This window comes from Paenibacillus periandrae (genome assembly GCF_022458865.1).
Classification (GTDB): Bacteria; Bacillota; Bacilli; order Paenibacillales; family NBRC-103111; genus Paenibacillus_S; species Paenibacillus_S periandrae.
On sequence record NZ_JAJNMU010000007.1, the window covers coordinates 53,877 to 76,098 of the forward strand.

Consider the following 22,222-nt stretch of genomic DNA (forward strand, 5'->3'; position numbering starts at 1 on the left):
ATCCGGCATTTTCCCGGATTTTTTTGTGATCACACGCTGTTATTTTACTCTCGCTGTATCCTTGCCCAATAAATCTTCGATAACCTGAATCAGCTTCGGAGAAGGCTTAACGTTAAATTGATCGTTTAAGCTGAGCGTTTTTTGGCTGCTTTCGTAATAGAGAACAACAGATAACGATCCCTGATGCTGCAGCAGAAGCTCCTTCAGACTGGATAATATGCGCTGCTGCTCATGGGCAGGTGAAATTTTGATATAAACCCGCTGGCTCGGTGGGGGGCTCGCTGCTTTGTTTGGCTGCACGGCACGTACCGCAGGTGGAGTCATGGCTCGTTCACCTGTGCTTCTCGCTTTATCCGGCTTGCTGGCTATCTTACTGCCAGTCTTATGGATAGGAGCAGTTGGACGCCGCATTGCGTTCGCAAGCAGCTCGGGATCGTTTAAGGCAAATAACTGATCTGCCAGCAGCTTCACTTCCTCATCGCCCTGCTGCAGCTTCGCTTTAATGAGCACTGGCTTGCCTTTTTGAACGAGCGGGGCAAATTGCTTCCAGACCTCCGGGAACAGTACGACCTCGATCTTGGTAACGCGATCCTCCAGCTCCATGAAGGCCATCGGCTGCCCCTTCTTGGTCACGATTGTTTTGCTGGAGAGCACCAGACCTGCTACTATGACCTCACTGTGATCCGGCATTTCCGGCAGGTAATGCAGCAGATCGATCTCCAGCTCTCTCAGCACCTGCTCGTAATCATCAAGCGGACTGCCCGAGATATAGAGACCCAGCAGCTCCTTTTCGAACTCCAGCTGCTGCGTCATGGTGTAAGGCGCAATCTGCGGATATTCGACATCCCAATTCACATCCTCAACAAAACCGAACAAATGCAGCTGCAGATCGTCGCGTTCCTTTCGCCATTTGAGCGCAGCATTGATCGTATCCTCAAGCATCGCCAGCTGCTGGGCACGATGACCCGGCAAGGATCCGGCAGCGCCGCCTTGAATGAGCGATTCCAATACACGTTTGTTGCACACGCGCAAATCCACACGACGGCACAGATCAATCAAGCTTTCAAAAGGGCCTTCGTCGCTGCTGCGCTCCTGCATAATGGTTTCAATCGCATGCGTGCCGACATTTTTGATGGCAGCTAGTCCAAACCGAATGGCTCCAAAGCTGGAGGAATTATCTGGCTCTTGAAGGGATTGCGGCTGCTTCGCCGGAGTGAAGACAATTCCGCTCTCGTTGACATCAGGCGGCAATACAACAATACCCATCCGACGGCATTCATCGACATATTCAGCTACTTTATTGTGATTGCCCATCACAGCTGTCAGCATCGAGGCCATAAATTGAACCGGATAATGAGCCTTAAGATAGGCTGTTTGAAAAGCAAGCACTCCATATGCAGTCGCATGCGCGCGAGGAAATCCGTAGTCGGCGAAACGGACGATCATATCGTACACCTTGTTCGCCTCATCGGCACGATAACCAAGCGTTTGGCTGCCTTTAACAAAATGCGCACGTTCCTCGTCGAGCACCTCACGCTTCTTCTTGCTTACGGCCCGACGCAGCAAATCCGCTTCACCCAGACTGAATCCGGCCATTTGGGACGCAATTTGCATGATTTGCTCCTGATACACAATAATTCCGTACGTATCGCGCAGAATCGGCTCCAGATCCGCATGCGGGTACTCCACTTCGATTTCCCCGTGCTTACCTTGTATAAAACGCGGGATGAATTCCATTGGGCCTGGGCGGTACAGCGCGACTACTGAAATAATATCCTCAAACCCCGATGGTCGCAGCTCCTTAAGCACCTTGCGAACCCCAGGAGATTCCATTTGAAATACGCCTGTTGTATCTCCTCGACCCAGCATTTCATAGGTAGCCGGGTCATCGATCGACAGCTTATGAAAGTCAAGCTCAATTCCCGTCTGCTCCTTGATCCACATCAGAGTCCGCTCGATGATCGATAACGTTCGCAGTCCGAGAAAATCCATTTTTAACAGCCCGATGGCCTCCAGATGCTCCATGGAATATTGCGTTAATGCCGTCTGCTCGTTACCTTCCTGCAAAGGTACGTACCGGGTTAACGGCTCACGCGAAATCACGACACCTGCGGCATGTGTCGATGCGTGACGAGGCATTCCCTCCACCTTCATGGCCATATCCAGCAGCTCTGCCGTCTTCGGCTGTCTGGCTGCTAATGCTTTCAGATCAGGATTGGCTTCAACCGCCTCCGCCAGCGTCATCCCGAGCTGATGCGGAATCATTTTGGCTGCGCGGTCCACTTCATTATAAGGCAGGTTTAATACACGGCCCACATCACGAACGGCAGCCTTGGCAGCCATCGTTCCAAACGTAATAATCTGCGCGACATGCTCGGGACCGTATTTGGCAACGACATAGTCAATAACCTCGTCCCGCCGCAAATCGCTAAAATCGATATCAATATCCGGCATCGATATCCGTTCCGGATTCAAAAACCGTTCAAACAACAGCTTGTAGCGGATCGGATCGACATCTGTAATACGCAGCACATAGGCAACCAGACTTCCTGCAGACGAGCCCCGTCCCGGTCCTGTTGCAATCCGCTGCTCGTGCGCAAAGCGAATAAAATCCCATACGATGAGAAAATAATCGGAAAAGCCCATTCGTTCAATAACCGACAGCTCGTAAACAAGGCGCTCCTCGATCTGCTTGCGGAAGCTCGGGTCCTTCCAGGAATCGGAATGCTCATATCGCGTTCTTAGTCCTTCGTTGCACAATTCGGCAAGGTATTCTCCAGCGGTCGAATGATCAGGAATGGGCTCGAAACGGGGCAAAATGGAACGGCCGAATTCGATCTCCAGCTGACAGCGTTCCGCTATAATCGACGTATTGGCAATAGCTTGTGGTACGTGAGGAAACAGCCTGTTCATTTCCTCAGCACTTTTTAAATAAAGCTGGCTCGACTGGAACTTGAGACGATCCGGATCATCCACCGTTTTGCCGGTGCCAATGCACAGCAGGATGTCCTGTACGGCATGGTCCGGCTCACGCACATAGTGGACATCATTGGTGACAACTAGTGGAATTCCCGTATCCTCACTCAGACGCAGCATGCTTTGGTTCACTTTTTTCTGCTCCAGCAGACCGTGATCCTGCAGCTCCAGAAAGAAATCATCGCCGAATATGGCCCGGTAGCGAAGCGCTGCTTCCTTGGCTTGCTCATATCGTTCATGCAGCAGATGCTGGGACACCTCACTGCCCAGACAGGAGCTTGTGCAAATGAGTCCTTCCGAATATTGAGCCAGGTGCTGCGGATCGATCCGTGGTTTATAATGATGGCCCTGCAAATGCCCAATCGAGCACAGCTTCATCAGATTCTGATAGCCCACCTGATTTTTTGCAAGCAATATCAGATGATAGATCGGATGCTCCTTGCGAGTGCCTTTATCACGAATGGAGCCAGCCGTATAATACATCTCGCAGCCAATAATCGGTTTAATGCCGTGCCGTTTGCATGCTTTATAAAAAGGTATCGCTCCGTACATAACCCCGTGATCAGTCAAGGCAAGTGATTTCATGCCCATGGCTGCCGCTTGCCCGACCATATCGTCGATACGCGCCGCACCGTCCAGCAAGCTATATTCGCTATGTACATGCAGATGCACAAAGTCGCTCATTTGCCTCGCCCCCTTCATATGTGCCGAATACCTATATATAAATATCTTATCATAATACGAACACGTGTACCATACAATTTACAATAGGAGAACAAGCTTCGAAGATGAAGAGGGTGATAGAAACGATGACAAGCTTTTTAACCAAATGTGCAATGGATTGGTTTATTGCGTTCGGAGTTGTGCTCGGGGGTACAATGCTCGGGGGTATCGGGGCTGTTCTGATCATGGAACCGCCAACGACGAGAATGCTGCTGATTTCGGAACAGATCAAAATCTGGGCGGTCGTAGCTGCTGTAGGAGGAACCATCGATCCGATCCGGGTCATTGAAAGCAATTTGACCGAGGGCTATATATCCCCGGCCATCAAGCAAATTTTGTATATTGTGTTCGCGTTTATCGGGGCACAGGTCGGAACCTCGCTGATTCAATGGATTTGCAAGGGAGGCAGCAGCAGTTGAGGGTGCCGCCTTTTGAACAATTTACTGGCCTGCTGCAGGCTGCTGGCTTGCTAGCGGCGGGAGCGATCATCGGTTGCGCGGTATTTGTAAGCATTTATCATCACCACCTGAATGCCACGCTCCTGGAAAATCGTGAGCTGCGGGCGGAGAACGAACAGCTGATTCAGGACAATAATTCCTATCGGATCAGCAAAACTCAACAAAATCGAATTAATCGTCTTGATGTGATTGTCGAATCGAGCGAAATCCAGCCCTTCGACAAGCTGACCGAGCAAGAGCTGGAGCGACGAATCCGCAATGACCTGAACATTATTAAAGGTCAAAAAATCAGCAGTATCGCCGAATCACCCCAGCTTTACCGGTCACTGATTGCTCAGAAAACTTATCATGCAATTATGGACAAGGACTATACGGTTAATATTACAACCATGCTGCTGCTTCAAACAGAGCTGAAGGTGTGGGTTACCGCCAAGGAAGCCAAGCGCAGTCCTGGGTAAGTAAAAGAGGGCTCAACTGCGAACAGCTTAGCCACACTCAAGGAGCACCAATACGCAGTGGAAAGTGGGTAAGGATGGCCGAGCTCGCTTCCTGATGTTGAGTGGCTGTCGTGTTGTTAATCATGTAGCTGATGGTCATCGGCAGCTTGATTTGCACACTATACAGTCCAAAGGGTACCTGCTTGCCAGCCGCATCCTTTTGATCCCAATTGAAGGATATACCCGCGCTGGACCCGCTGTTAAACAGCCCCTTCGGAGCCTCAAGCGTTCCCGACCAAACGAGCTGCGGCTTTATACCGTCATCATTTTCGCTTTGACGTAAGATTTGGATTTCAAAAGAAGTAGATGCGTCCAGGGTGAGCTGATCTGGACTTACATTTTTTACGTTAAAGTGAATCGTGGCCGGTTGATCGGACGTAAAGGCAGCTTCAGGATCAGTTTTCTCGCCATTCGATACGATAGCCGTCAAATCAAATGGATAATTGCTCCGTCTGGTGCCAATGACAGATTCAACCATCGTCCAATCCACCGGGATGAGCTTGGGTTCGATAGTAGCAGGAGGTAAATAAGTGTCTGGATCATAGTCGGATGCAGCTTGATAGACCCATACGTCCCCAAGACACTCACTATGAATGTGATGCCAGCCGCTGCCGTGCTCGAAAGCTTCGACTGTCTGCGGTGCCAGTGTGCCCAACACCCGGGCTCTTCGATCAGGATGCTCATACACATTCACCGAAGCTTTGAGCGTCACACGGGTATCTTTCTTTTGCAAATCCTTGGGGTAGCCAGTGTTCGTGTGGACCCACCGTTTTCCTTCCCAGGTGTCGATATAATACCATTCCTTGTACAGCGTTATTTTACTTTGTACCCACTGCGGCTGCAGCCATCCCACGACCTCACTGCCTAAATCCGGTGCATTGAACATCGGCGTGATCGTCCTTAACGGTGCTGACCATCCCGAGCTGTTGCTGCCCTCTGCATTCACATCGTTAAATATCGGCTGCTCAGGATGAATCCACTTGTAGCCCATCCAGGTCTGGATACGGTAATAGCCTTGATCCGAATAAATGGATCGCACCACCTGTGGTGAAATGGTTCCAAGGCTGCGAGCACCTCCGGATCGTTGATCATACAGATGCTCACTTCCCGTAAGGGCTATATACTGATAATCAGTATCGTCCATTTCCGGGCTTTGCACATGAACCCAACGATCACCGTCAGTCGTCTGGATTCGAAACCAGGCCTCGTCATGCGTGCTTAGCAGCTTCCGGTCCCATCCATCCTCTGCTCCAGTCACTTGTACCTTTTGCGGGGCTGCTTCATAAAGCTTCAAACCATTGATGGCATCGTAAACCGGAGTAGCCTTATCCTTCAGGTTGAGTGCTTGGGGAAGCTTCATGCCTGTCGAAGTCGAGTCCACTGCTAGCGCGTACTGAGGGAGCCAAGACAAAGCCAATAACAGCAGCAGCACAACCCTTAATGATATTTTTATAAAAAAATACGATTTCATCAGCATCCTCCTCTCGAATTTGTTGGTCATTATCTAAGACGCACCGATCAAGAGAAAGGTTTCTAAATGAGAGATCACCATTGAGACTATATTTACCAGTCTGCCGATCTATTTCCTTGCTAATGGCAAGTTTAACAAGGCAGCGGTTTCCTCTGGAAATGCTGTCACAACGAGACGAAGCCTGTATCCATTGAAGCTAAAGCTCAGTTCCTCATCATGCCCTGCATTCGTATGGCTGACTATCCCCTGCTCCTCCAACGTGGTACGAACCTGTTCAATGAATCTGGAATCCGACACCCCCAAGCTTACGGTCATGCGAGGTGGCAGTGCGATCATCGCAATGGGAATCCAACGCCTTTGGGTTGAAGTGACAATCGTATGCGCTGTACCTCCGATAACAAAGTTAAAGTTGTCTTGCTCCTTGATCGTTTTTAAATGCAAGGTGCTCTTCAGCCATTCTCGAAACCCAATGACATCGTCAACGGGAAAACCAATTTCACGGAGATACATCACTTTAAGGGGCCCACAGGGAGCCAGCACACCTTCTTTCACATAGGAATGGGTTATGATTTCTAATAAATTACCGTCGCCGTCACGGAAATAAATATTGCTACCTGTCTCAAACTCATCAATTTCGTGCCCTGCAGGCCATTTTAATAGAGAAATTCCAGCACTCCTGACAAAGGCAGCACTGGCCTCAAATTCAGAATAAGGCACCTCGAATGCAATATGGGCTGGGGCTATCGGCTCAAAAGCTTCCGTGAATGTTAATGCGAAATCAGCGGTCGGTTGGAAAGTAATGGCCGTTTCCGATTCGAACACAACGGGAAATTGCAGTTGATCCTGATAAAACTGCTTCACGGCAAGCTTGGAAACTGTGTTTAATTGCAGTCCTGCAAAATGAGTGATCATATGTCCACGCTCCATTTATTTTCTATAATTTATCAATAATCGATTACTCCATAACAAGCCATATCACTATTTGCTTCAATCTAATCTATCCTAATTTTTACATTATTTATCCATATTCAGCAATGTATATTTCAGAATTTATACATTTCCGATAACGGCAAGCATTCAATCATGGAAATCCAGTCCAGAACGGACTTCTCTAACATAACCGGTTCGAATGACAAAATCACCGAAATGCTCGCCCGGACATCGTTCATTGGCATATCTGTGGATGATAGGTGTTAACTCTCCCAGAAGCTCCGCTTCATTCAGGCTTTCCCGATAAAGCTTGCTCATTCTCTCACCCGCAAACTCGAAATAATAAGGAGGGGCACGATCGAACTCCCATCACAGTCGATCATGCAGCTGGCTAATAAACCAGTGAGAGCGGGCTGCTTTTCTCTATCAACTAACCATCCGTTTCACATTAGCGACGAATGCGGTGAGGTGAGCCTGTATTCGCATGACAAACAGCCCACGGTATTTGGCTGGGTCCACACCGAGGAATCTTATCATTTCAGCATTCTTGTGTTCAATAACGGGCATGCGTTTTATCCGCTTCTTGAACATTTTGCCAAGATCGAATTTGATCTGTGTTGGTCGCACGACTCCATCTTTACTTCAACATTGTAGCTGGAGGATATTATATCGATAGAATTCTGAACGATAGATGATGGGATTTTTAATGATTATATAAAATGTTAATTTGACAAATTGATATTATTAAAATAAGGATGAACATTATGCTCATCCTTATTTTTAGTAAATAGAGATTTAGTTTATGAGGTTAGTTGTCGTACTTCCAGTTGAATCGCGACGAAATATCCAATACTTATCAAGCAATAATAGTGACCATGAACACACTTGGCCAGCCTTCCACACCTTCTCTCCCCTTGTTGAAGCCGAAGACGACGAAGAGCCTGAAGGTTGTGAAGATTATTCTAGAGAATAAGTAAATCTATAGTTCCCACTCCCGAGCAGAACAGATACACCCAAATCCATTTGCTGAAATGAAATAAACCCTAAGGTCTCTCTTAATGGACTACCTGATTCCTTCACATTTTCAAGATTTGCATTTGGAAGCATTACAGTACCCGTTGTATTCGTCGGTATAATGACTTCAACGGTGAACTGCCGCCCCTGTTTGCTCCAACCTGAAACAATAGTCCCGTACCGGGATTCATATTTCGCCGATGCATAAGACAACCCACAATCAACAGCCGGCTGGATGTTAATTTTCTTATAACTCACTTGCTCTTTTTGGAGACCCCCAATTTCACGGTAAAGCCAATCGCCAACGCAACCAAACGCATAATGATTAAAGGACATGGAAGAAACTTTGCCATCTGGTTGGATTGCGCTCCAGGATTCCCAAATGGTAGTCGCGCCTCGTTCCACTTCATACAGCCATGATGGACATTCTGTTTGAAATAATAGCTTATATGCAATTTCTCGTTTGCCATATTTACAGAGAACGTCCAATAAGAAAGGAACGGAAACGAATCCCGTATCAAGCCGATAGCCATTAACTTCTATAAGGCCAACCAATTGATCCACAACTTTGCTGCGAACCTCTTCCGGAACAAGTTCAAACTGGAGCGCCAACACATATGCACCTTGATAATGTGCCGTCAGCATCCCTTCATCATTAAGGTATTCTTCTGAAAATGCATTCCGAATATGCCCATTCAGCACCGAATACTCCTCTGCGTCTGAGTGTCTGCCTAGTATGGCGGCAATTTTAGAAAGGAGCAACGTAGAATAAGCAAAGAAAGATGTCGATACAACTTCTTTTGTCATCATGGCGCTCTCCGTTGGAGTGGCGGCACTCGGGAACAACCAGTCGCCAAAATGATATCCGGTATTCCATAGATACTTCTGTCTTTCCTTTTGCTCATCATCCATTTGTTCATAGTTGTCCGGCATCTCATCTTCCGCTGTCCGGCGAACATAACTGATCCAACGAACCATGGAATCATAAAATTCCTCAAGCACTTGAATATCGCCATAAGCTTGAAATAAAGCCCATGGGACGATAATAATGGCATCTCCCCAACCTGCTGAAGAATCTTTTCCCATCAACGTATGGTCTATATATCGAAAACTTTTATGGTAAGGAGCTCCATTCGGTATCTCTCCATTTGGCAGTTGTTCAAGCGCAAGATTACCGAGCCACCGTGTTAAAAATACGTGCACGTCCATATTGAATGCCGCGGTGGGTACGAATACTTGAATATCTCCAGACCAACCGGCACGCTCCCTTTGCGGACAATCCATGGGTATCGACAGCATATTCGATTTCTGACTCCATACAATGTTTTGCTGTAAACGATTAATTCTCTCATCAGAACATTCAAAAGAGCCCGTATATCTCATATCTGAAGACAGTACAATAGCCGTAAAGTGTTCAGGCAGAACGATCCCCGGATATCCTGTAACCTTCACATAGCGGAACCCGTGAAAAGTGAAGCTGGGTTCAAACGATTCAGGTTCACCTCCGCGAAGAATATAGATATCCTTTTGATCTTTATGCCTTCCCATAATATTGTTGAGAAAATTCCCTTGTTCATCCAACACTTCGGTATGTTCCAGTATAATTTCGGTGCCTGCCGGCCCTGTTACACTCATGGAAACACGCCCCGCCATCACTTGCCCAAAATCGACTACCGTTTCTCCTTTAGGAGTCGTTATCACTTGAACAACAGGAAGTTTTTCAACAACACGAACGGGCTCACCATAATGTGCCACTAAATTGGAGATATCAAAATGTGCTACGTCAACATGATCCCAACTGGAATCGTCGTAATCCGGTAGTGCCCAACCATCCTTCATCAGTCTGGCGTCCACTTTTTCACCAATGAACTGATCTGAATAAAGGATATGACTGAATGATGATTTAACATGGCTATCGGAAACGATTATCTCCTGTATTCCGTCTTCGTATTCGAGTTCCAGTTGGAACAACAGACCTAGCCTATCGCCATATTGGCAGCTGTTTCCGGAGAGACCAATTCGTCCGGCATACCAGCCATCCGACAAAATAGCACCTAGAGCATTTGCACCCTTCTTCACCAGATCTGTTACTTCGTAAGTTTGATATTGAAGATATCGATCGTAAGATGTGAACTCGGGCGCAAGTTCCTGGTTGCCTACTTTTTGTCCATTAATTTGGAACACATAAGTGCCGTGAGCTGTTGCATAAAGTCTTGCCTTGCGTAAATTGGATGGAATAAAAAATGATTTTCGCAGCAAAGGACATGGGTGCAAAATGGACGTATCCGTCGGTTCGTTGTATTGCAAGGCTTCACGTAAGCTTAATATAGAGTCCTCGACTACAGGCTCTTGTTTGGGCTCGATCCACAGCGCTTTCCAATCTTCCCGCTGCATGAGCCCCATTTCCCAATAAGCTACCATGCTCCATACCGATTCTGCCCCTGTCTGGTCCCATACCTTCACACGCCAGTAATACCTTTTTCTGGATGTTAATTGTTCGCCCTCATAAACGCAAAATACCGATTCGTCCGATTGAACTTTACCTGAATCCCAAATGAGGCCGGTACCTTGCAATAGTTTTTCTTCAGTATCGGCAACCATGATGCGATAAGCCGCTTGAAGCACCCCTCGCCTGACTGATTTCAATTGCCAGCTAAACCGCGGGACCAGAATATCGATTCCGACCGGGTTTACCATTGACTCGAATAAAAGCTGTCCTACCTCTAAATCCTCCAGTGCCATATTGCTTATCCTCCTCATTAATCCGTTTTCAACAAATGTTAGCAGCATTATTATCCGAATCAAATATAGACTTTTTTTCTGATATATCCTTATGATACGATAGTCTAAACTTCATTCAAATATCCATACCAAGCCTATTTATTAACCATATCAAACATTCGTACGCAAGGAGAGATTTTGTGGACATACAGGAAGTGGCTCCATTCCTCTGGAGTATTGATGAATTGGAACGCAAACATTGGGGACAGCCTTGGCTGCTGCAGCATCCCGGTGACATATCTGCCGACAAAAAAATTAGCGAAAGCTACTTTTTTAAAACAGACCAGCACATCGTCATGAACAAACATCCCCGATTTGCTATTGTTCAAGAACATCGCCATGAATTCATTGAAATGAGTTATGTCTATGCTGGAGCTCTTACTCAAACGATAAATAACAAAAGGATAACTTTGTCGGAAGGTCAACTTATTATTTTAGATACTAATGTTGTCCATTCCATCGAAGCAACCAGTGAGAACGATATTATCATTAATTGCTTGATGAGAAAAAGCTATTATGACAGTCATTTAATCCACAGCTTAGCGGGAAACAATTTGCTCACCGAATTTTTTGTAAATGCCGTATATAAAAGCCAAGAACAAAGTGAGTACATGATATTTCCGTCAGAAGGCAACTCCAAAGTTCGATATTTCATGACTGAACTGATCTGTGAATACTATAGTTCAAACATTTGTTCCGAAGAAGCAATAAATAGTTACTTGGGGCTGCTTTTCACTGAATTGCTGCGTCTCTATAAGGATACCAAGTACGATAACGAAATCGATAGCGGCAAGAAAACTGTAAAAATGGCGGATATCCTTCATTACATGGAGATCAATTATCAAACGATAAACCTGACTTCAGCAGCAGAGCACTTTCATTTTCATCCGAATTATTTAAGCAAAGTAATTAAAGACTATTTCGGACAGAGCTTTATCAAAGTCATTCAGAATATTAAGCTAAAAAAGGCATGCTTGCTGCTAAAAAACACAGATCTTAATATCGCCCAGATTTCAGAACATATCGGATACAAAAACATTCATTTTTTCTATAAAAATTTCAGAAAGCATTTTCAGATGAGTCCTGCAGAATACCGTGCAGTTCATCGAAATACTTGAAAAGGGCCTGACCCAAACTAATATGGCCTGATCGCCTCCATAGAATATTGGATTTAAAAAATGAGGCCCAGGGATTCTCCGTTAAGACAGAATCCGCCGAAGCCTCTTAAAAATTTTAAACATTCATGATCTTAATGGGGAGTGTCTTTTTGCGTTTTGTAGTCAATCTATACACAAACAGCCAGTTACTGTGGTGATTTGGGCTTTCCAGCCTTAAACCACTGAATCATATCATTCAATTGCTGCTGTAAGGGTTGTCCTGTCAATTGTGCTTGCATCCATCCATTTCCAACGATAATCGGGTCATCCGTTTTCTCCAGCTCTACATATAAACGGTAACGCAACTGTTTGATCGTCTCTGCATGCTGCTCTTTCCCGACCGCATTGCGCAGCTCATGAGGATCTTGCTCCAAATCGTACAACTCATCTACGTCCGTCGGATTCCAAACATATTTCCAGCGGTATGTTCGGATCATCCGTTGGGTAAAAAGCCCGAATTGTTGACCGTTATAGGTGGAGACTGCTTCTTCCCTCCAATCGTCAACGTTCTGCTCTTTCCATAATGGCATTAGCGAACGTCCGTGGAAAAATTCCGGAATCAGCTGACCGGTAGCCTCCAACAGAGTCGGGGGGAGATCGAGGAAGTGGTGTACGAATCGATTACATTCGCTACCCGGACGAATAGTTCCCGGCCAACGAACAAGGAGTGGCACTTTTACCACATCGTCGTACATGATGTAGTGCTTATCCATCATTCGGTGGCCGCCGCACATATCTCCATGATCCGACGTGTAGATGACCAGCGTGTCTTCAGCGATTCCCAGTTTATCCAAGTGAGCCAATACGCGTCCGATCGAATCATCCATTTGCGCAATTACTGCATAATATCGGGCAACAACCGGGGCCCAATCCTCCCAGGTATAGTTTTCAACGTTCCAATTGATCAACTGTTGCTGCTGGATATACGGTTTATTCCGGAAATCCTCATCAAAACTTCCCCATACCGGAATGTCCTCCGCTTTTACCGAAGAAGCGAAGGGCTCCGCCGGACAGCAAGGTAAATGCGGTTCGTTGAAATCCAGACGGATATGCCAAGGAACGCCCTCCTCGGTATATCGATCCATCCATTCACTAACTTTTCTTGCCGTAACATAGGTTTGAGTATCCTCCAAATCGGCCGGATCGGTCGTCCCTTCAAACCCATTCGCAAACAAGTTCACATTCGGATATTTTTCTTGTCGGATTCGTTTATAATCCTGATCTCCAAAATATTCATCATATCCATACGATGTCGGATCATATTGAGGATGAACATGCCACTTCCCGGCGTACGCATTGTGGTATCCAGCCTCCTTCAAATCTTTCGGCCATGCATAATGGTCCGGTTCCAATCCTTTGACCGGCAAGAAATCATAGTTGCATATCGCGCCGAAGCTTTCCGGCCGCCTCCCGCTTAAGAACGACTGGCGTGCGGGACAGCATAGCGGAATGGGCGTGTATGCTTGGGAAAAACGCATGCCTTCAGCTGCCAAACGATCGAGATGAGGCGTCTTGACCGGATAGATCTTGCTGCTGCCTACACAGTCGTACCGATGTTGATCGGAAACAATCAGAAGTATATTCGGTCGCATTTTCAAAGATTTCACTCCCCTGTCAAATAGCGTTCAGCCACCTATCCTTTGACCGCTCCGCTCGACATTCCTTGAATGAATTGTTTTTGCAACACTAGAAACAGGAGAACGAGAGGTAGCGACCCGATGAAAACCGCGGCAAAAATCAAATTCCACTGATTTACGAATTCTCCTGTGAAGGAATAGATGGAGAGTGGAATCGTCCTGGCACTTTTGCCTTGCAAAAAGAGCAGCGGAACGAAAAAATCGTTCCATATGGTCAGTGTGTTCATGATTAATAATGTCGAAGTGACCGGTTTCAGCAAAGGAAACAGAATCGACCAAAACGTGCGATAAGGGCCGCATCCGTCGATCAAAGCCGATTCCTCGATTTCTTGCGGAATGGTCTTGAAAAATGCCGAATACAAAAAAATGGAGAATGGCAGGCCAAGGGCAATGTAAATAAAAATGGGCCCCGGATATTTGCCAATCAAGTTCAACTGGCTTAAGAGCTTGTATAAAGGGATCATGGTCATTTGAAACGGAATCATCATGCCGGAAAGGAAATACAGGAACGTGATCGTTGCCCATTTCTTCTTCCGACGGGACAGCGGGTAGGCCGCTGCGGAACTGAACAGGATAATCAGAATAACGGAAGAACCGGCAATCGCGATGCTGTTTATCATCGAGTTCGCCATCATACCTTTGTTCCAGGCGGCAACAAAATTTGACCACTCGAAGGAGGCCGGAATACTCAAAGGACCCTGCGCTAATTCTGAAGGTGCCTTGAGTGCGGCGAATACAACGATCAGGATCGGAATCAACACAACGATTGCCCATAGGGCCAGGATGAACCAGATCAAGAAGCTGTTTCGATTGTGGAGAGCCATGTTAGTAATCGACCTCCCTTTTTCTAAGCACGGTGATTTGCACAATCGAGAAGATCAGGATGGTCACAAACATTACGACTGCAATCGCGCTCGCATACCCCATTCGGTCAAAGCTGAACGCCTGACGATACAGCAGAATGGAAAGGTTCTCCGTCGAAGTGCCCGGTCCACCGTTCGTCATGACAAAGATCGTATCGAAAATTTTGATGCCTACTATCATGTTGACAATAATATTCACTGTGAAGGATGGGGCAATGAGCGGAAACGTGACATTCTTGAACATGCTCCATCTTCCTGCGCCATCGAGAAATGCCGCTTCATAGACATCGGCGGGGACCGACTGAAGCCCGGCGACATAAATAATCATGGTAAACCCGACAAAATGCCAAACACTGACAAATATGATGCTATAGATGGCAAGACTGCTGTTGCCAAGCCAGTCTTGGGCGATACCGTCCAGATCGAGCATTCTGAGCAGCGTATTGATTACGCCGTCGGACGGACTGTACATATAAGCCCAGATATATCCTATTGCTAGGGCGCTTAGCATAACCGGAATCAAGTACCAGACCCGCAATATTCGATGGATTCTCCCCGTCCCCTGGAGTCCGAGGGCCAGAGTCAGTCCCAAAGCGTTCTTCACCACCGTAAGGCAAATGGCAATAGTTAACGTATTTTTAATCGCGTTCCAAACATCCGTATCGGTCAACAGCTTGGTATAATTGCTAAATCCGATAAAATGAGTATCCGGATTCAACCCGTTCCAATCCGTCAAGCTGTAATAAAAACTGCTAAGGACCGGGATGACCAGAAACACAGTGAAGACAACAAATGCCGGGAGAATAAACGTTCCATCAACCCAATATCTTCTCAAGCGTATTTCCACCTCCCACTATAAAGTGATTTTCTCCTGTTTTCTCGTTCATTTTTTGTATGGTTCTGCTTCTCCCCGTAAAAATACCGGGCACAAATCTGCGCCCGGCCCCGCTTAGTCCATCGCATTATTGCTGAGTTGCCCCATCTTTGAAGGCTTTATCCATGGTGGATATCATATCTGAGATTTTCCGGCCTGCAAAGACGTTCTGGATCTGCTGGAACATAACAGGTTGAACCGTACTCGGCCATACGGCATCAAGGAAAGAGTAGCTTCCGACTTTCAGTCCATCGGCCATATCTTTCACAGCAGGGTCCAGATCGGCGTTCACATCTTTAAATACAGAGAAAGAGTTTACTGAAGTCAGAATGGTTTGGGCAATATCTGGGGCTGCCAAAAACTCAAAATATTTCTTTGCTTCTACAGGATGCTTCGTCTTTGCGTAAATCGCACCATATATCGTAGGCAATGACGAAACCCAAATTTTCTCACCCGCTTTCACATAAGGGAGCGGGAACATTCCGAGCTCAATATTCGGATTTGCCTCTTTTATCGCGGCAATCCTGCCATGCAGCGTAACCGTCATGGCTATCTTCTCCGCGGAGACCATTTGTTGCACCTGGTCATTGGAAGTGCCCAATGAATCTTTGTTGAAATAACCCTTCTCGTTCAGTCCGATATAATCTTGCATCATTTGTTCCCAAGGCGATCCTGTAAACGTTTGCTTGCCTGCGTACATGTTCTTGTCGAAGTTCGGATCGTCACGATAAATTGCGGAAGGGGCCATCGCGTACGGGATCAGTTGGGTAACGAATTGATCCTTTAACCCAAGACCAAGCGGAATGATGCCGCCATCCTTGATTTTTTGGCATGCAGCAAGAAATTCATCCCAATTGGTCGGGACGGCTAAGCCTAAATCCTTAAATATTTTTTTGTTATAAATGACACCGATCGTATTTTGTCTATTGGGGAAGCCATACACTTTACCGTCCTTACTGGAAACTTCTTTGGCTGCATCCGTTAACCGACTAACCCATGGTTGGTCACTTAAATCCATGAGATAGCCAGCTTTCACAAAGGAGTCTTTTTTGGTACCGGCAAATACGGTAAAAATATCCGGTGCATCTCCCGAAGCCAGCTTCGTTTTGATAACGGTTTGAAATTGGTCGACCGGGGCGGTTTGCAGCTCGATCTTGATACCCGGATTTTTCTCTTCGAATTTGCGGTTCACCTCCGGCATATAAGCTGTATCCGAAGTATTGGCCATATACATTTTCAAGGTAACCGGCTCACTCTTTTTGCCGGCCGTTGCAGTATCCTTTTCAGATCCAGCCCCCGGCTCACCTGATCCACCACATGCAGTTGCCGTTAAAGTCAAAGCCGTCACGATCGAGAGCATTGCAGTTTTTTTGAAACGTTGTAATTTTCTCATTCTCTAGCTAGCCTCCCTTTTTTCTTGAACACATCTTTATTTTAAAGATTACTCAATTTATTGAAGTCATAATTTTTTTCCGATCTGGGGGGAATTTTTTTTCTGTTTGCCATACTCGCTCGGTGTTATACCGTAGGTCTTCTTAAACAATTGACTAAAATACTTGGGATCGTCATAACCTGCGCGATGACTCACTTCTGCCAGGCTCAGCGTTCCAATACCCAGCAGAGCCATGGCTCGTTCCATGCGAATCTCCAACAAATAGTCGGAGAAATTGATACCAAGTACCGTTTTGAACATTCTGGACAAATAGCCTACACTTACATGATGCTCTTTGGCAAATTGCTGCAGGGAATCAGGTGCTTCAAAGTCATGTTTGATTTGATGCATCAGCATCTGCACAAGCTCTCTCGCATCCAAGTTGTTCGTTCCCAGTTTGTTCACATACACAAATAGCTGTTGCTGAAGCCATTCACCCAACTCCTCGTATGAGGACATTTTTTTGATGGACACTGCAATCTCGTCAATCTCTACAATTTTCTTGCTCAGAGACTTGGTCAAATTATATTGCAAGGCTGTGAGCATATCCGTAATGAAGATAATCAATTCCTTTACGGTTAACTGTAGGATCTTCAACTCACCCATAATTTTATCGATTTCAGGACGGACTTTTTGCAGTTCTCTCTTGGATAAGTAGATTTCCAACACTCTTACTTTTTCCCAGGTTCGCGAGAGATCGGGATTGGTATTCTTGGAATAACCGTCCGTAATCGTACTGGAATCCAGTTTCATTTGACGTTCAATTCTCTGTAGTCCCAACGCATAGGCAGAATGAAAAGTCTCGCCGCTTTCCTTTATGAAATAAGTCGTATGAACGGCGCAGCGCTGGCACAGAATGGCCTCATGAATTTTTCTCGCCCAGCCACCAAGTTGATGGACGATAGCATCTTTAGACTGGCACGGTACAATCACACATTGCCTTTTGGAATCGGGGTACACGATGCAGGTTTCGGAAGGAAGCCCCTTTATATCATCGACTTGTATTTGCAAGGTAGGATCCCATACGTCCAAGTTACCTTCATTCCCCAAAAAAGACATCACAATGCCGCAGGACTCGCCCACCAAATATTCCGACATGTCATTTCCTTGTCCAAGCAGTTCTCTGATAAGTGTCCAATCGCTCAGCTTCCGCTTCTTTACCCTTTCTTCTTGAAGCTCAAAGAGGACTTTATCCACTGCATGATGAAGAGCTTTTTCTTTGAGCGGTTTCAGCAAATACTCCTTTACGCCTAACTGCATTCCTTTGCGAGCGAAGGAGAAATCGTCATAGCCGCTTATGATGATTGCCTCCATATCAGGGAAATTTTTCTTTAAGGCTCCGATTAGCTCCAGCCCGTCCATTTGGGGCATTCGAATATCGGTAATGAGAACATCCGGCCGAACTTTTTGGCACAGTTCCAAAATCATAAAGGCATTTTGAGCCGTATAAACGGAATGCCTGGTCTTGTATGCCTGAAGCAGGTATTCGATTTCTTCCAAGGCCATTACTTCATCTTCCGCAACTAAAATATTCATCACTCTGCCTGATCCTCCCCGTTAAATATTGATGCCGAAAAAGGGACCGTTAAATCAACCCGTGTCCCGATGCCCGGGTCGCTTTGGATGCGAAGTCCGAACGTATTCCCAAATAGCAGCTGCAGCCTCTTTTGTACATTAATTAGGCCGATGCCGATTTTGCCGCCTTCGTTATCAGGTGCATCCAAATGATCATTTCCGTTATCAGCGAGATGACGCCTAATCCGATCCAATCGATCTTTCGTAATGCCCGGCCCGGTATCTGTAACTGAAATGACAACCGTTTTTATGTTTTGTTGATCGTTTTCGCTCCAAATTGTCCCTTGTTGAGCCGTAACTTCAACCGTACATCTGTCCAAACATTGTTCAACCCCGTAAATCACCGCATTCTCTACTAGAGGTTGGATGGAAAGCCGGACAACCTGAGAATGCATCATCGACTCGGGAACGTCACAACGGTACTCCAATTTATTAGGAAAACGCAGCTCCTGAATGCGCATATAATTTCGGATATGCTCCAACTCTTCGCTCAATGTCACCGTTCTTTTCCAATTTTGCAGACAATACCGAAACAAGTCGGCCAAGGATTCGGCCATCAACGCCACATCCGGGATATCTCGTTTACGACAAAGCGCTTTCATTAGATTTAGAGTGTTAAACAGCATATGAGGGTTTATTTGGGCCTGTAGCGCTTGAAGCTGCGAATCCTTTTCCCGAAGCTCTGCCTGATACACTCGATGGATCAGATCATCCACGCTTTCCAGCATCATGTTGAAAATGCGGGAAAGTTGTCCAATTTCATCTCGATTGCCTCTATCATATAAGCGTACTTTAAAATCCCCCATCTCAACCCGTTTCATCGTTACCATGACTCTGGATAACGGTCGCACAATTCTTGAGGCAAGATAATAAGAAAATATCACGATTAGGATCAGGAAGGAAATACCCAGCCAAATCAGAAGGTTTCTTATTTTTATCGATTCCTTGACGGATTCTGCATAGGGCAAAATGGATACCGTCTTCCAATGCGTGTTGGACGATTCGATGGTAGAAAATAAATTCCGCTCTCCGCCCCAAACCAATAGACCTGATTTTTCATTAAAGCTCTGAAACACATCGATCTCCAGCTTCTTTCCTGTGAGCCGATTTTGACTATCAAACATCACATTCTGGTCTTGAAGAACCATGTACCTTGGTGTCATCTGTTGATCTAACTGTGAATTATCTCCCGTGATGGCTTGAAAAAGCTCAGTCTGCAAATCGATTTTCATAAATGCCAGACGTTTCCCGGTCTCCACATCATTGATAGGGCGAACTAATGAAAAAACAATCTTTGGGTTCAGAATCGATGTTGTTTCCTGTCCCGTCGGCACGTATAGCAGAACAGGAGCGCTAGTGCTTGACATCATATCGTACCATGGCTCTTCTTTGACAGAGAAATCGGACCTGAGACCATCGCCGCGCGATAAATTGAATACTCGACCGTCTTCGGAGAAGATGTTTACCCTCTGGATATAGGGCCATGGTGAAGATAGCAGCAACATTCGGTAGTTCATTTCATTGTTATCATCCTGTGGCCCGATTTCCGACGGTTTTCTCAACACTCTTTGTATGATGGGATCACTTAGAATGGATACGGATAATCTTTCGATATTCTGCATGTGGACATCAATGGTAATATTCATCTGACGGATGGTGGTGTCCATTAGATTATGAGTCCGGTGTTCATAGTCCTTTGCCATTTTGAAGTAAACTAAGGTGCCGATGACGATAAGGCTAAGACAGAAAATAGCGGATATGGTGGCGGTAATTTTATTTTTCAGACGCCAGTTGGCCCATTTCATCATTGCAAGTTCTTCCTCCTGTATTGGATTCGGTGAAATAAGTAATGATCGAACTCATTAAAAATGTATGATTAAGCATGTTAAGCAAAGTCTGTTTACATGATAACACGTTCAGAAAGCATTTTCAGAATGAGTCCTGCAGAATACCGTGCAGTTCATCGAAATACTTGAAAAGGGCCTATCCCAAAGGTCTAACAAACCTGAGAGATGGCCCTGTTCTTTCTATTGAGTTGCGGGAAACACGAGCGACACAGTCGTTCCCTGACCGAGCTCACTCGTTATGTAAATGCCATATTCAACTCCGAAATACAATTTAAAACGCTCATTCACATTGTATATACCGATACTCTCATTGCTTCGGTGTGCCCCATCCTGCAAACGTGAGAGCAGCTTGGATTGAATTGCCATAAGCTTGTCCGGATCAATACCTCGACCGTTATCCCGAATATGAATACGAACGGTTTCAAGGACGTATTCGCCATGGATCCATATTGTCCCCCCCTCCGGCAGCGGATCCAAACCATGACGAATGGCATTCTCCACCAGAGGCTGCAAAACAAGGCGGATAATGCTGAGTTCCTTTAACGCTTCCGGTACGTCCATGCAGAATTGTATTCGATCCCCATAACGGCACTGTTGAATGGTTATATAGTTTTCAAGGTGTTCCATCTCCTCACGGATGGTAGCAAAACCTCCATTTTGTTTCATTGCATACTTAAACATGTCCCCCAAAGCGACCACCATCCTGCTGATATCCTCATTATCGGATAACATCGCCATGGCATTGATTGTGCCTAACGTGTTGTATAAAAAGTGGGGATTGATTTGGGACTGCAAAGCCATAATATGAGCTTCCTTCTCCTGGATCTCCGACTGATATACGGAATGAATAAGCTCTCTGATCCTTGACACCATTAGGTTAAAGCTTACGGTCAGTTGGCTAACTTCATCATGGCCCGTCACCTGGATATTGCTATGAAAATTATTTTTTTCAATGTTCTTCATCGAGTTCTTCAGACGCTTAAGGGGAGTTACAATTCTTTTAGCAAATATAAAAGAGATGAGAACCGCCATAATACAAGCGAAGACACCTATCAATAATATGAAGCCACTCAGCTTTTTTGCGTCGGACGAAAGAACTTCTGCACTGGTGAGTGTAATGTAATTCCAGCCGGTGCTCGTTGATGTGAAAATGTTAACAAGGTAACTATGGTTTCCTTCCTGCACAATTGAACTACTGCCGGGTGACAGCCCTGTAATGATCCGGCTCAGCTGCAATTCCGGACTCTCTATTCCACGAGAATATATGATTTCCTTGGATTTATCTATGATCATCAGACCTGTGCTGTTATCGAGATTCAGTTCGCTCATAATTGCATGCATATCATACATCTCAATTCCCATGACTAGAACCCCAAGTGAATCATTCTTTTGTAAATTATAAACCTTGCGCGCGATAGCAAAATTTAGGCTCCCATTCCGCAAATTGGGGTAAATTGTATACGCCCCCAGTTCCTTGGGACCGAGCAGCACTTTTGCACCATCTGCTTCGATCGCGTCTTGGTACCAACGTGCCCGATCAGTGGAGAAGCCTTTTTGAATAACAGTGTTTTCCGAATTAAAGAAGACTCCCTGTTCATCAAGCAGGGTTATGCCGCGAACACCGCCGTTAAATCCTAAAAATCCAATCCAACTATTCAGCTTAATCTTCATGTCGATCTGCCACGAGGCGTTATCCACCGGATCCTTCGGAATGTTGTTCAGAAGCCTCTGCACATCATCCAAATACACAAAGTAGGAGATTCGGTCAATCTGTGTCACGAGATTATCAATCTTTTCGTTCATTAGCTGGAGCATTTTATTGTTATACTTTACCGTTTGATCAGTCACGATGTGTGTCGCTCGTTGATATAGGATGAACGATGTGAGAACAAGAGGAATCACAATGACCAGAATATAACTTAGCATCAGCTTGCGCTGCAGACTGTAATTCAACCATTGAACGAGCTTTCTCATTGTTGTCCTCCTT

14 protein-coding genes and 2 pseudogenes are annotated in these 22,222 nt (G+C 45.8%); 3 read left to right on the forward strand and 13 right to left on the reverse strand.

Annotated features, from left to right (window positions below):
* Positions 1–39: 39 nt before the first annotated feature.
* A complete protein-coding gene (locus tag LRL21_RS12885) occupies positions 40–3,660 on the reverse strand; it encodes a DNA polymerase III subunit alpha (RefSeq protein ID WP_240416193.1) in 3,621 nt (1,206 codons plus the stop codon).
* 125 nt (positions 3,661–3,785) lie between these two features.
* Between LRL21_RS12885 and LRL21_RS12890 the strand changes: the two genes are divergently transcribed.
* Positions 3,786–4,118: a YtrH family sporulation protein gene (locus tag LRL21_RS12890; protein WP_240416194.1), complete on the forward strand. Its 333-nt coding sequence runs from the start codon at positions 3,786–3,788 to the stop codon at positions 4,116–4,118.
* Positions 4,088–4,615 carry a sporulation membrane protein YtrI gene (locus tag LRL21_RS12895; RefSeq protein WP_240416195.1) on the forward strand — a complete coding sequence of 176 codons (528 nt, stop codon included), beginning with the start codon at positions 4,088–4,090 and terminating at the stop codon, positions 4,613–4,615. Before LRL21_RS12890 ends, LRL21_RS12895 begins: the two co-directional genes overlap by 31 nt.
* A 37-nt stretch (positions 4,616–4,652) precedes the next feature.
* Here the strand turns inward: LRL21_RS12895 and LRL21_RS12900 are convergent, their stop codons facing one another.
* The 5 genes and pseudogenes from LRL21_RS12900 to LRL21_RS12920 form a co-directional block, all read right to left on the reverse strand.
* On the reverse strand, positions 4,653–6,125 hold the full coding sequence (locus LRL21_RS12900; protein ID WP_240416196.1) for a flagellar hook assembly protein FlgD: 1,473 nt from the start codon (positions 6,123–6,125) through the stop codon (positions 4,653–4,655).
* A 108-nt stretch (positions 6,126–6,233) separates the two neighbouring features.
* Positions 6,234–7,037 (reverse strand): VOC family protein, encoded by an 804-nt coding sequence (locus LRL21_RS12905; RefSeq protein WP_240416197.1) that lies wholly within the window; start codon positions 7,035–7,037, stop codon positions 6,234–6,236.
* Positions 7,038–7,202: 165 nt separating this feature from the next.
* Positions 7,203–7,388, reverse strand: a pseudogene (locus tag LRL21_RS12910) (sulfite reductase); the annotation flags it as partial.
* Positions 7,389–7,481: 93 nt separating this feature from the next.
* Positions 7,482–7,643 (reverse strand): annotated as a pseudogene (locus tag LRL21_RS12915) (transposase); the annotation flags it as partial.
* Positions 7,644–8,012: 369 nt separating this feature from the next.
* Complete coding sequence (locus tag LRL21_RS12920) at positions 8,013–10,811, reverse strand: alpha-L-rhamnosidase (RefSeq protein WP_240416198.1); 2,799 nt, start codon at positions 10,809–10,811, stop codon at positions 8,013–8,015.
* A 179-nt stretch (positions 10,812–10,990) separates the two neighbouring features.
* Here LRL21_RS12920 and LRL21_RS12925 point away from each other — a divergent pair, with 179 nt between their 5' ends.
* On the forward strand, positions 10,991–11,968 hold the full coding sequence (locus LRL21_RS12925; RefSeq protein ID WP_240416199.1) for an AraC family transcriptional regulator: 978 nt from the start codon (positions 10,991–10,993) through the stop codon (positions 11,966–11,968).
* Between the two features lie 185 nt (positions 11,969–12,153).
* Here LRL21_RS12925 and LRL21_RS12930 read toward each other — a convergent pair whose 3' ends face one another.
* From LRL21_RS12930 to LRL21_RS12960, 7 genes are all read right to left on the reverse strand, one after another.
* Positions 12,154–13,599 carry a sulfatase family protein gene (locus tag LRL21_RS12930; protein ID WP_240416441.1) on the reverse strand — a complete coding sequence of 482 codons (1,446 nt, stop codon included), beginning with the start codon at positions 13,597–13,599 and terminating at the stop codon, positions 12,154–12,156.
* Positions 13,600–13,640: 41 nt separating this feature from the next.
* Complete coding sequence (locus LRL21_RS12935) at positions 13,641–14,468, reverse strand: carbohydrate ABC transporter permease (protein ID WP_240416200.1); 828 nt, start codon at positions 14,466–14,468, stop codon at positions 13,641–13,643.
* Position 14,469: 1 nt separating this feature from the next.
* Positions 14,470–15,342 carry a carbohydrate ABC transporter permease gene (locus LRL21_RS12940; protein WP_240416201.1) on the reverse strand — a complete coding sequence of 291 codons (873 nt, stop codon included), beginning with the start codon at positions 15,340–15,342 and terminating at the stop codon, positions 14,470–14,472.
* 127 nt (positions 15,343–15,469) lie between these two features.
* Positions 15,470–16,774 (reverse strand): ABC transporter substrate-binding protein, encoded by a 1,305-nt coding sequence (locus LRL21_RS12945; protein WP_240416202.1) that lies wholly within the window; start codon positions 16,772–16,774, stop codon positions 15,470–15,472.
* 66 nt (positions 16,775–16,840) lie between these two features.
* The gene (locus tag LRL21_RS12950; RefSeq protein ID WP_240416442.1) at positions 16,841–18,349 is read right to left on the reverse strand and encodes a response regulator transcription factor; all 1,509 of its coding nucleotides are present in this window, start codon (positions 18,347–18,349) and stop codon (positions 16,841–16,843) included.
* Positions 18,349–20,196: a cache domain-containing sensor histidine kinase gene (locus LRL21_RS12955; RefSeq protein WP_240416203.1), complete on the reverse strand. Its 1,848-nt coding sequence runs from the start codon at positions 20,194–20,196 to the stop codon at positions 18,349–18,351. The genes LRL21_RS12950 and LRL21_RS12955 overlap by 1 nt, the downstream gene beginning before the upstream one ends.
* A 219-nt stretch (positions 20,197–20,415) precedes the next feature.
* On the reverse strand, positions 20,416–22,209 hold the full coding sequence (locus LRL21_RS12960) for a cache domain-containing sensor histidine kinase (RefSeq protein ID WP_240416204.1): 1,794 nt from the start codon (positions 22,207–22,209) through the stop codon (positions 20,416–20,418).
* Positions 22,210–22,222: the final 13 nt, after the last annotated feature.